The 12,380-nt window shown below is 39.5% G+C and carries 10 protein-coding genes and 1 pseudogene; 8 read left to right on the top strand and 3 right to left on the bottom strand.

Annotated features, from left to right (window positions below; genetic code table 11):
* Positions 1 to 164: 164 nt before the first annotated feature.
* The 4 genes and pseudogenes from AC504W_RS26915 (at position 165) to AC504W_RS26900 (ending at position 5,329) form a co-directional block, all read left to right on the top strand.
* Positions 165 to 882: pseudogene (locus AC504W_RS26915) on the top strand (response regulator transcription factor).
* A 187-nt stretch (positions 883 to 1,069) separates the two neighbouring features.
* On the top strand, positions 1,070 to 2,740 hold the full coding sequence (locus AC504W_RS26910) for a SpoIIE family protein phosphatase (RefSeq protein WP_494875292.1): 1,671 nt from the start codon (positions 1,070 to 1,072) through the stop codon (positions 2,738 to 2,740).
* Between the two features lie 3 nt (positions 2,741 to 2,743).
* Positions 2,744 to 3,169 carry an ATP-binding protein gene (locus AC504W_RS26905; protein WP_096581573.1) on the top strand — a complete coding sequence of 142 codons (426 nt, stop codon included), beginning with the start codon at positions 2,744 to 2,746 and terminating at the stop codon, positions 3,167 to 3,169.
* Between the two features lie 546 nt (positions 3,170 to 3,715).
* Complete coding sequence (locus AC504W_RS26900) at positions 3,716 to 5,329, top strand: glycosyltransferase family 39 protein (protein ID WP_494875291.1); 1,614 nt, start codon at positions 3,716 to 3,718, stop codon at positions 5,327 to 5,329.
* On the opposite strand, the gene AC504W_RS26895 is transcribed toward AC504W_RS26900, so the two are convergent.
* Positions 5,313 to 5,930, bottom strand: coding sequence for a TetR/AcrR family transcriptional regulator (locus tag AC504W_RS26895; protein WP_494875290.1), 618 nt, complete (start codon positions 5,928 to 5,930; stop codon positions 5,313 to 5,315). The genes AC504W_RS26900 and AC504W_RS26895 overlap by 17 nt on opposite strands.
* Positions 5,931 to 5,978: 48 nt before the next feature.
* Positions 5,979 to 6,152, bottom strand: coding sequence for a hypothetical protein (locus AC504W_RS26890; RefSeq protein WP_494875289.1), 174 nt, complete (start codon positions 6,150 to 6,152; stop codon positions 5,979 to 5,981).
* A 331-nt stretch (positions 6,153 to 6,483) separates the two neighbouring features.
* Between AC504W_RS26890 and AC504W_RS26885 the strand changes: the two genes are divergently transcribed.
* Together AC504W_RS26885 and devC are read left to right on the top strand one after the other, a co-directional pair.
* The gene (locus tag AC504W_RS26885) at positions 6,484 to 7,680 is read left to right on the top strand and encodes an ABC exporter membrane fusion protein (protein WP_494875288.1); all 1,197 of its coding nucleotides are present in this window, start codon (positions 6,484 to 6,486) and stop codon (positions 7,678 to 7,680) included.
* A 41-nt stretch (positions 7,681 to 7,721) separates the two neighbouring features.
* On the top strand, positions 7,722 to 8,897 hold the full coding sequence (gene devC, locus AC504W_RS26880) for an ABC transporter permease DevC (RefSeq protein WP_494878786.1): 1,176 nt from the start codon (positions 7,722 to 7,724) through the stop codon (positions 8,895 to 8,897).
* Here the strand turns inward: devC and AC504W_RS26875 are convergent.
* Entirely contained in the window at positions 8,894 to 9,481 is a 588-nt protein-coding gene (locus AC504W_RS26875; RefSeq protein ID WP_494875287.1) for a Uma2 family endonuclease, read from the bottom strand. The two genes, devC and AC504W_RS26875, sit on opposite strands and share 4 nt — an antisense overlap.
* Positions 9,482 to 9,614: 133 nt before the next feature.
* Between AC504W_RS26875 and AC504W_RS26870 the strand changes: the two genes are divergently transcribed.
* Together AC504W_RS26870 and AC504W_RS26865 are read left to right on the top strand one after the other, a co-directional pair.
* Positions 9,615 to 10,307: a DevA family ABC transporter ATP-binding protein gene (locus tag AC504W_RS26870; protein ID WP_494875286.1), complete on the top strand. Its 693-nt coding sequence runs from the start codon at positions 9,615 to 9,617 to the stop codon at positions 10,305 to 10,307.
* A gap of 217 nt (positions 10,308 to 10,524) precedes the next feature.
* On the top strand, positions 10,525 to 12,369 hold the full coding sequence (locus AC504W_RS26865; protein WP_494875284.1) for a tetratricopeptide repeat protein: 1,845 nt from the start codon (positions 10,525 to 10,527) through the stop codon (positions 12,367 to 12,369).
* The last annotated feature ends 11 nt before the right edge of the window (positions 12,370 to 12,380 follow it).

Below are 12,380 nucleotides of genomic sequence, written 5' to 3'. Positions count from 1 at the left end.
GGGAATTAATTACCCAATAAGTCAGCAAAACTACTAAATACTAGGCTTATCTAGGCAAAACTTCTATATTTACTTTTTACGAATGTTGTTCAACGACAATCTACTAAGATTTTTGCATTAACTCGGTTTGACAGTTCAGTTAGTTTAACGGGCGGAAGTTGATAATGAGTAAAATTCGGATTGTTTTGATCGAAGATCATGATCCTCACCCGTGTTGGTATTCGCACAGCACTACAGCAAAAAGACGAGATTGAAGTGCTTGGCGAAGCTGGCAATGCTGCGGAAGGCTTAAAATTGTTAAAAATCTTACAACCAGATATTGCGATCGTCGATATTGGTTTACCCGATAAAGATGGTATCGCCCTTACCAGAGAAATTAAAGCTATTGCCACAGGAGAAGATGCCACAAAGGTGTTAATTTTAACACTTCGAGATAACAAAGAAGCCGTACTTGCAGCTTTTGCAGCTGGAGCAGACTCTTATTGTATGAAAGATATCAAATTTGATAATTTGCTAGAAGCAGTACGAGTTACGTACAATGGCAACGCTTGGATTGATCCAGCGATCGCCAGAATTGTGTTACAACAGGCACAACAAAATTCTCCTAAACAGGAAACAGTTCCAACAGACAACAAAAATATCCCCCAAAATCAAGGTCTTGGGGAAAGTGAGGAAATAATTGACCCTTATACCCTGACAGAACGCGAGTTAGAAGTGTTACAGTTAATTGTCGAAGGTTGTAGCAATGCAGTTATAGCTGAACGACTTTATATTACAGTTGGGACTGTAAAAACACATGTCCGTAATATTTTAAATAAGCTATGCGCTGATGACCGTACTCAAGCAGCAGTCAGAGCTTTACGTTCTGGGTTGGTTGGATAAGGTGATTTCAGGATGTAGAAACCCTGAAATATATTGAGGAAGAAGCTAACTTTGAGTGAATTTATCAGTTCAAAGCAGGTGATTTCTCTTGATTAGGGCTAGTTTTTTAATTTTTTTGTAGGTTGTCATCGGGTGGGATAAAAATTGTACTATCTCGCCACACAAGTATCGGAAATTAAAGTCAAATATGACTGAGACAGAGGTAGAAAAACTCAAGCTCATGATTGTTGATGATGAGCTAGATAATTTGGATTTACTCTACCGCACTTTTAGGCGAGATTTTCAAGTATTTAAAGCCAATCATGCCCTAAGTGCGCTGGACATATTGGAGAAAGAAGGTGAGATGGCCGTGATCATCTCAGATCAAAGAATGCCAGAAATGAATGGCACTGAATTTCTCAGTCGCACGGTAGAACGGTTTCCCGATACGATTAGGATTCTTCTGACTGGTTTTACTGATGTTGAAGATTTGGTCGATGCAATTAACTCCGGTCAAGTTTTCAAATACATCACAAAACCTTGGAATCCTGAACGGCTAAAGTTACTAGTTGAACAAGCTACTGAGACATATCGCTTAGTCAAGCAACGCACCCAAGAGTTGCGTCGTTCTCTGCGACGAGAATCTTTATTTAATGAGGTGACGACAGCAATTCGCGAGTCTCTCGACTATGGCAATATGTTGCAAAAAATTGTCGCCACTATTGGACAAACATTTGATGCTACTTGTTGCTTGCTGATACCTGTAGAAGGCGATCGCTTGACTGGAGATAAATTCTCTTATCAAGATGCCAACTCTTCTATATTAAATTTTGCTTTTGACCACAGTCTGTTTGAAAAAGTTGTCGAAACTCGTCACTATCAACTGAATCAAGAAACCTTTGACGGCCACCCTTGTAACTATCTGGTAGTACCTCTTACCTATCAGCAGCAATTATTAGCTGTACTGGCTCTTTATCAGGTGGGAAAAGATGCACTTTGGCCAGATGAAGACATTAAATTAATTACAGGTGTAGCTGACCAAGCAGCCTTAGCCCTTTTCCAAGCAAAACTCTACCAACGCCTGCAAGAAAAACAAGAGCAAATTAGAGCAGAGTTGGAAGTAGCACGCCAAATTCAAAATAATCTCCTGCGCCAAAGTTTACCTGATATTAAAGAGGCAAAGCTACAAGCCTGCTGCTATCCGGCGCGAGAAGTGGGAGGCGATTTTTTTGAAGTATTCGTCCACCCCAAAGGAGATTTATGGTTAGCAGTAGGTGATGTTTCTGGAAAAGGTGTACCTGCGGCTTTATTCATGGCTAGTGCCATTTCTGTATTGCGCCGCGAATTATCTCAAGAAACACCAGCCGAACCCCATGTGATTGTCCAGAATCTTAATCATGCTCTGTGTAATGACTTAATTAGTAATAATTGCTTTATTACTCTTGTGTTAGCTTGTTATACCCCTACCACAGGAGAACTAGTCTACGCCAATGCCGGGCATATTTATCCTCTGCTATGGTCACGCCAAGCTACCTCAACACAAGAACCCAACTATCTGAAAGTCCGCGGCATTCCTCTGGGTATTTTACCTACTTGGCAGGCACAGTCAGGACGATTACATCTCTCTTCTGGAGATACTTTATTGTTAGCTAGTGATGGGATTACTGAAGCAACAGTATCAAATGAGTTACTAAAATGCGAAAAAATAGATGGTAATTTTTCGGCAGGTACTCACTCTATGCTGAATCAAGAAGGCCTTTGGCAACTTCTGCAAACAGAGCCACAACCACTTTCTCTCAACCATTTACTAGCTCGCATCCAAGCAAATAATCAAGTTCAAGAAGACGATCAAACTATACTTTCACTAGAGGTTTTATAAGTAATGAAAAGTGAGCTTCATATACCAAGTGATTTGAATTATTTAAATATCGTCGAAGCCTGGTTGCTGGGATGCTTGAAAGTCAAGCTAGGAGAATCTGTTGATTGGTCTCGGCAATCCAGTCGTTTACGACTGGCTTTGGTAGAAGCCTACTCTAATGTGGTACGTCATGCCCACAAAGAGCAGCCAAATTTACCAGTATTACTGCGTTTGGAACTCAAAGACCGAGACATTTCCCTAGAAATCTGGGACTATGGTGAAGGCTATGATATGTCTACTTACTTAGCACCCAATCCTGTAGACAAACAAGAAGGGGGTTATGGATGGCTAATTATGAATCGTCTAATGGATAAGGTAGAGTACCAATTACAAGTTAACGGCGCTAATTGTTTAAAATTAGAAGCTACTATTCCAGAATTGGTGAAATAGCCCGAAGTAATTATAGGAATTCAGTTTGATGACTGGAACTCCGTGTGGAAGGAGTAGGTAAAAAGCAACGGGGAACAGCAAAAAAGGCAAATGTCTGTTCATCAAAAAAAATGACGAATCATTGGGACTTTGGATTGCAGACGGCTAATTAAGGCAATTGGTGATATGACAAAAAGTTAAGTAAAATACTGACTTTTACTAAAATTATTTGATTTATAGGGGCTAGTTATCAAATCCTGTAAAGGAATAGTTACCAATAGTTATTTTGGTAAAAATTAGCCTTGATTGCTCTTAAATTACAACCAAAGTCGTGATTCCGCCTATGGAAGCTTTATTTTGTTTGTCTTCCCGTTACCGTCTTGATGATGAGTTGCCTTAGCTAGAAGAAATTGATCATAAGGTAGAAACCGAAATCAATAAATGCGCCTGTTTAGCATTTGTTTGATCAAAAAAATTGAGATAGCTTACTTATGACAGTACACCCTGATTGGGTATGATGCAAGATATGGAAGAACTAAAATTTATGTTTTGCCTACTGATTTTATAATGAAAACTCTAGCTATTCCACATCATAAAAGAGACTGTATCTGGCTGAAAATTCTGGTTATTTCTATCGTACTTTTAGGAATTTACTTTCGGTTTGCTAATATTGGTCACAAAGTTTATTGGACAGACGAAGTTTATACGTCATTATGGCTTTCTGGTCATTCTAGTTTAGATATTATCGAAAAATTTTATCATGGTGAAATCGTTAATCTTGGCATATTAAAAGAATATCAACAGATAAATATTGCCCAGGGTATTAGTAGTGCAATTACTCGTCTGGCTTTAGAAGACTCTCAGCATCCACCACTATATTACTGTCTTGCTTGGTTTTGGTCAGCTTGGTTTGGTAATTCTGTAGCTACAATTAGAAGCCTATCTGCCATTATTAGTGTGTTTTCTTTAGCTGGTATATATTATTTATGTCTAGAATTATTTGAATTACCTTTAACCAAGTGGGTTGCTATTTTACTGATAGCTATCTCGCCATTTCATATATTATATGCCCAGGAAGCTAGAGAATATAGTCTGTGGACATTGACGATTATAATTGCTAATTATTCATTTTTATTAGCTTTAAGAAAAAAATCATTTTTCAGTTGGTTAATTTATGCAATCACACTCACTATAAGTTTTTACACATTTTTGTTCTCAATCTTTGTCGCCCTTGGTCATGGAATTTATATATTAGGAATCAAGAGTTACAAAACAACTAAGATATTAATTGCGTATTTATTATCTCTAGTAGCAGCAATTATAACTTTTGCTCCTTGGCTAATAGTTATTTACCAAGGTAAAACATCTGGCAGAATTCAGCGATTAGATTGGTTGATAGAAAAGACTAGTTTACCAGCTTTAATTGGGAAGTGGCTGCTGAATATTACCCGAATTTTTTTAGATTGGATAATTATTAACGAAAATACATCAATTAAAGTAATCGTTTGGTTGATACCATTTACTTTGGGATTTCTCATTTTGATTGGCTATGGATTGTACTATCTTTGTCGTTCAACTCCTAAAACTACATGGCTATTTATACTAACATTGATTTTTACAACAGCGATAGCATTAATAATTCCTGATATTATCTTTGGCAGTAGAAGTTCGGGAGTTATTCGATATCTGATACCTTCATTTTTAGGAATTCAACTGGTAATAGCTTATTTATTAGCTAGTAAATTAGTCTTGATTCAGAGTCTAAAATGGCAAACAATCTGGAGATTAATTACTATTTTTATAATTTCTTGTGGTGTTGTATCTTGTGTAATTATCTCTCCGGCTGGAATTTGGTGGAATAAAGGTGCGGCAAATAATTTAAGGTTGGATCAAGTTGGTGTTGTCATCAATCAAACTTCTGATTCTGTAGTAATAAGTGATGCTAAATTTCCTTATATTTTAGGATTAACTCATATACTTAAGTCCGATGTGAATTTTCAGTTAGCTACTCAGCCTCAAGATTTGGTTATTCCGAAAACGAAAGAGAATTTATTTTTATTTTATCCATCAAGAAAGTTATACAAATATCTGAAAATTAACTATAATTTATCGCCTGTTTACATAGGGAAAAATCCAGTTCTGGGTTTATGGAAATTAGACGCTGTTAATCAGCACAATTGACAATCAGGTGGGTTAAAGCATCGATGAGGCGATCGCTCTCCATTGGCATAATATTCTTACCGTGCATAATCTCTTGTGTCATCACAAAATGTACTAATGAACCAATGAGTATCCTGGCTGTGGCTTCCGGATCAGGGATGTTCAATTCGGAACAAGAGGCTAAATATTTACTGATAGTCTCAATTGCAGGTTTGGCAATACTAGCAATAAATACCTGCGCCAGTTCGGGAAAACGGGCTGACTCTCCCATCAACAGCCTTTCAAATGCTTGATATTCTTGGTCATTCACCATCTGGTCTAATGCTGTTTTGGCTAACCGCCGCAATACAATGTAAGGTTCTCCGTGGAGGGGTTGCGTCCCTAAAATCGAATGAAACCGCTTTCTGGCCAGCTTTTCGATTAATGCCCGGAATAACCCTTCTTTATCTTGAAAATGGCTATATACTGTGGCTTTAGAAACGCTGGCGGCTTCTGCGACTTTATCCATACTCGTAGCCGCGTAGCCGTGGGCAAGAAACTCTTGCATTGCCCCTTGGAGAATCTTTTCTATTTTTTCGGTTGAATTTGAACGGTCAATTTCCCCGACTTTTGGGCGTGCCATTGTTTAATATTCCTTATTTTGTCATCTGTCTTAATTCACATCTTGCACCTAACGACTAAAGTCGCGCGCCAGTTGCTTCTCCTCATCGGAGACGCTACGCGAACAAGTCGGCAAAACCGCCCAACGCACTGGCGTGCGAATTCCATTCGTCGGAGCTAGGCGCAAGATATGTCTTAAGAATTTCTGTAGCTGTAACACTTGAGTCGGAAGCCTTTCTGGCAATGCTCTTAAATAGTAAATACTTTTCGGCGATCGCTTGACTAAACTACTCGGTTTAGTATAATCCTAATTATATAACTATACGGTTTAGTTTTGTATTTCCCGCTTCATTGCTCTCTCATAACCGTTGAGCATCTACATCAGAACTAGTACAACAAGGCAAAAGTAAAAGGTCAAAAGGAAAAAGAAAGAATAGTGCTATCACATGCCTTTTAGCAATTCCAGATGGTCTGTTTATTTATGCTGACCTGTACTAGGTTAAGACATTCACCAGAACTCGATTTCTCCCGAATTTGAATCAACCAATTTGGAATGGTTTCAAAGGTATGCTATCGTGCAGAACTCAAAGCTAGGCAGGCCGATATCTCGTCAGTCAATTTTCCGTCCCCCCTTTTTTATAGCCACTATTGTATCTTTAACCGTAATTGGTAGCAGTATTTTTACTGTATTAAAATTTCGGGAAACGGCTAATCAAAGAGCGCAAATTCCAGTCGTATTGTTACCTGAAATCAAAACAGTCACAGCTTTGGGGCGCATCGAACCGAAGGGAAAACTGATAAAACTTTCCGCTGCGACATCAACAGAAGTTAGTCGAGTCGAACAATTGTTAATTAATGAAGGGGATAAGGTAAAAGCAGGACAAGTAATTGCCATTTTAGATAATCGCGATCGCTTAGAGGCAGCATTTAAAGAAGCACAAGAACAAGTAAAAGTTGCCCAAGCGAATTTAAATCGTATCCAAGCAGGGGCAAAACGTGGCGAAGCTGTTGCCCAAACGGCGAAAATTGCCAGTCTAGCAGCAGAACGCCAAGGCAATATTGCTTCCCAAGCATTAACTGTTTCCCGTTTACAAGCTGAAGTCGAAAACGCTGTAATTGAAAACAATCGTTATCAAATTCTGTTTAAAGAAGGTGCAATTTCGGTTTCCCAACGAGATAGCAAACGCTTAAATTTAGAAACTACTCAAAAAACTCTCCAAGAAGCCCAAACCCAGTTAAAACGCATTCAAGCATCTAGTCAACAACAACTTAAAGAAGCCACAGCCACACTAGACCAAATTACCGATGTGCCAAAAGTTGATGTCGAAGCAGCCCAAGCCGAAATTAATCGGGCGATCGCCACAATGAATCGGGCTAAGGTAAATTTACAACAAGCTTACGTGCGATCGCGCCAAGATGGTCAAGTCATTGAAATTCACGCCCAGCCAGGAGAATTAATTGGCAATGATGGCATTGCGGATATTGGACAAACCAGCCAGATGTATGTTGTCGCGGAAGTTTACGAAAGCGATATTGGTAAAGTCAGCCCAGGACAAAAAGTGCAAATAGTCGGTGATTTTTTGCCAATTGAATTGCAAGGGACAGTAGAACGTAAAGGCTTGCAAGTGCGGCGACAAAATTTAGTTAATACCGACCCTCTGAGTAATATTGATAACCGAGTAGTAGAAGTCCATATCCGACTAGATCAAGCATCCTGCCAAAAAGCAGCCACTCTCAGCAATTTGCAAGTCAAAGTAGTGATTCAACTTTGATTACTGTTTTTCATTGGTCAAAAAAATACTATTTCTTTATGATGATGTGGCTTTTCAAACAAATGCAGCGACGCACACCTTTAGGATGGCTGCAATTGAGTCATGAAAAAAGTCGGCTGTTGGTAGCATTATCAGGCATTGCTTTTGCTGATGTGCTGATGTTTATGCAGCTTGGCTTTGAGACTGCACTATATGACAGTAATACAAGACTGCATCGCAGTTTACAAGCAGATATTGTGTTACTCAGCCCTCAAGCCCGTAACTTACAAAGTATGTCTTCGTTTTCGCGGCGACGCTTGTATCAAGCGATGGATGTACCTGGCGTAAAGTCAGCCGAACCAGTTTATTTTAGTAACAGTATTTGGAAGAATCCCCAAACTCGACGCGAAACAGGGGTGTTAGTAATTGGGTTCAATCCCAATAAGCCAGCCTTTGATTTACCCGATGTCAACCAACAATTACAAACCATTGCTTTACCTGATAACGTACTATTTGACCGTGGTGCGAGAGGTGATTACCAAAAAGCGATCGCCCAAATTGATCAAGGTAAAATCCTCACTACAGAAATGGAACGACGCACTATTAGAATTAGTGGATTATTCCAAGTTGGTGCATCATTTGGGGCAGATGGTAGCTTGATGACTAGCGATCAGAACTTTTTGCGGATATTTCCCCGACGACAGTCTAGTAGTATCAGTTTAGGTTTAATTAAAGTCAAACCTGGCTATGATGCAAAACAGGTGGCAATGGCTTTGAAATCACACCTGAGAGATGATGTCAAGGTGTTAACTCATGCTGAATTTATTGAATTTGAAAATAACTTTTGGCGAACAAATTCACCCATTGGATTTATTTTTAGTCTGGGTGTATCAATGGGGTTTGTTGTGGGAGTAATTATTGTTTACCAAGTTCTTTCGACTGATGTTAATGCCCATATTCGGGAATATGCCACCTTTAAAGCTATTGGTTATCGCAATTACTATTTACTCAGTGTAGTTTTTGAAGAGGCATTAATTTTAGCATTACTAGGTTTTATCCCCGGTGTAGGGGTATCCTTGGGACTTTATCAACTAACTCGCGCGGCGACAAATCTACCAATGTATATGACTTTAATGCGGGGATTACAAGTCATAATTCTCACTTTTATGATGTGTGCAATTTCTGGGGCGATCGCTACTCGTAAACTCCAGTCTGCTGACCCTGCGGATATGTTTTAAAATATTTCTGTCAAATCTAAAACAAAGCCTGGTAAAACATCCTCTCCTGATAAAGTTTGCGGACTTGACAAAATTTCAACTTCTTGATTGGGGCGATAAATTTCTACTTGCTGCTGTTGACGATTAATTAACCATCCTAGTCTTGCACTATTATCCATATATTCCCTCATTTTGGCGCGTGTCTTTTCTAGGGAATCACTCTTAGACATTAATTCAACTACAAAATCAGGACACAACGGCGCAAATCTTTCTTTTTCGGCTTGAGTCAAAGCGTTCCACCGTTCTATTTTCACCCAAGACGCATCAGGAGAACGTTCTGCACCGTTAGGAAGTTTGAAACCAGCAGAAGAGTCAAAAGATTTTCCTAGCTGATTCTGACGACTCCAAGCTCTTAACTGATAAGTTAGATCGGCATTGTAGTAACCAGTTTCACTTCCTGTCGGTGGCATAATAATTAATTCCCCTGTAGCTGTACGCTCGAATCTCAAGTCACGATTATTTTGACAAAGCTGAAAAAATTGTTCGTCAGTTAAGTCAATATTTAATTCGAGTGGAGCAGATAAACTGACGGTATTAGCGTTCATATTCTTTGTACAAAGAGCAGCAATATATTTTTCAATTTTAGTATCGTTTTTGTATAGCAATCCTCAATCATTCGTGATAACTAAGTCACCGATTTTTTGAAGAAGTCGATGATTTGAACCCCACACATTACTTATGACAAACAAACCTATTATTTCTATCCATAATCTCAACCATTATTTTGGTTATGGACAGTTACGTAAGCAAGTCTTGTTTAAAATCAACTTAGAAATTAACGCTGGCGAAATTATTATTTTGACAGGCCCTTCTGGTTCTGGTAAAACTACTTTATTAACTTTAGTCGGTGGGTTGCGCTCTCCACAATTTGGCAGCTTGCAGGTTTTAGGAAAAGAACTTTGCGGCGGTACAGCCGAACAATTAGTGCAGACACGCCGCCATAACGGTTATATTTTTCAAGCACACAACCTGCATGGTAGTTTGACGGCAGTGCAGAATGTCAAAATCGGTTTAGAATTACACCCACATATTAGTCACCAAGAAATCCAAACGCGCTCAATCTTGATGCTAGAACAGGTTGGTTTGGGAAATCACCTGCATTACTATCCTGATAAACTCTCAGGCGGACAAAAACAACGAGTAGCGATCGCCCGCGCTTTGGTGAGTTATCCCAAAATTGTCTTAGCCGATGAACCAACAGCCGCCCTTGATAGCCAATCCGGTCGAGATGTAGTTAACCTGATGCAAAAACTCGCTAAAGAACAAGGCTGTACCATCTTGATGGTGACTCACGACCATCGGATTTTAGACATTGCCGATCGCATTGTACAGATGGAAGATGGCAAGTTAGTGCAAACAGCCACAAGATAAAATTATTCACACCATCGTCGTGTGTTCGCAATATGGTCGTCACAACTGTATGTGATATTAAATGCTGTATTTGGTTACAAAATGCTTTTTTTTGGGTATAAGGTAGGGCTTCCTACCTTTTTTTATTTGTGCGATCGCTCTTTTCATGCAATTAAAGTTCCTACTTTCTCCACTAACATTAGAATGGAAATTAATGTAAAGTTATCCCATAGCCAAAGTGTCAGACTCTCTGCCATTGCGCGATCGCTACCTCGCTTTAATTGACGAAATTGTGCAACTCACCCTCCAGGGCAAAATTAGCTCGGTGGAGATGGTGTACCAAATGTTGCAAAAAAATATAACATCTGGTACAGGGGAAATATTTGAGTTAGCGTTGAGCGATCGCTTGAGTAACATCCAAAGTCAGGTAGACAGCGAAAAGGATGAACTCAGAAAAGCTAAGGCTAACCGCAGTCTTAGAGCCATTAAAACAATTCAAAACCAATGGCAACGTTATTGGGAACAGAATAAAGCCATAGAAGCGATCGCCTTGGCAGTTCGAGAAATTACCACCGCTTCCGCAGATGAACGCCTCGCTACCTTCTTGCGTTTCACTGACCCCAATCAAAAACAACCATTCAATTCATCACAATTACACCAGTTAGCCAAAGGCTTACAACAATTTGCTCAATTAGATACTGATATTGAACAAATCTCACAAGGCATCATACGTGGTTTGGCGGGTTGGCAAAAACTCCAAGACCACTTGATTAGTTGGATGTATGAGCAAAATCGAGAATTAGGATTTGGCGGCGTACCGGGAGAAAATGGCCCTTGGGCAATTTGGGCAAAAAAAGTTAACAGTGAGTTCCCCCAAGCACTGTTTCGCAGTTTAGCTTTGGAACAATCGGCAATTGAATTTGCCCAACAACAACGCCGTCTTACCTTGAGTGACTGGGTAGAAATGGCGTTGATATTACAGTATTTGCAACGTGGGTTAGTGAGTTGGTTTGACCAACAACCATATAATGTGCAAGCAGGCTCAAAATTATCGATTTCGACGTTTTTGACCTTTGCCGTAATTTGGAGTCAGTTAGCGAGTGGTTTTGGTAACACTGCGGCTATCTATGGTGAGGGTGGTTCCCTAGTCATGCTGCAAATTCTGCGGAACTTTGCCCAGCGGGTATATTTTCCCCTGTATGGTGGAATATTCGCTTCTTTTTCGGGTAGTTATTTACGCAACGCCTTAGATTATTTAGATGAACCGTTACGCCAAGTTGAGGGAACCCAAGAAAAAGCCCGAATTTTGACTTTATTGGGTTATTCACAGCGAGCTTTAGGACAATATCAACGCTCAATTAATTTTCATCAGCAAGCATTAGAAATAGCCCGATATGCAGGCGATCGCCCCTGTGAAATTGCCAATCTCAACCACCTTAGCCGCACCTATGTGCAGGAAAAAGATTATGGCGAGGCGATTAATTATAGCCAACGAGCGTTAATCTTGAGTCGGCAAGCAGGCGATCGCACAGGTGAAGCCAACGCTTTGGTCAATCTTGGTTATAGTGAAGTTATGCAGGCGCAACAATTAGAACAAATTGAACCAGAAAGCTATGAGATGCCAATTAATTATTTAGAACAAGGTTTAAAGTTATTAGATAAATTAGGAGATATCCAAAGTAAAGCCTTGTGTTTGAGTAGTTTAGGCATTGCCTATCTTGTGATTGATGAAGCGCCAACTGCGATTAAATATTTAGAAGATGGTTTTAAAACAGCACAAACTTGTGGAGACTTATATCTTCAAGGACGAAATTTAGCATATTTAGCTGAAGCTTATTATCAACTACAAAATGCCGAAAAAGCCATTTATACTGGTGGTTTGGGAATGTATCTTTTAGAGCAGATTGCTTCTAATGAATGGAAACAGCCAGCAGGGTTATTAACAATTTTGCAAGGTCAAATAGGCAAAGAAGCATTTCAAAGTATGTTACAACAACACCGTTCTAAAATCATGGCAATTATTGGTGTTGATGGCTATGATCACATCCCAGCATTATTAACCACATATCAGCAAGATATGTAATTAGCAGGGAA

This window comes from Nostoc sp. C96, from assembly GCF_059384975.1.
The sequence above is the reverse complement of the archived record's forward strand: the minus strand, read 5'-3'. Positions and strand labels throughout refer to the sequence as shown.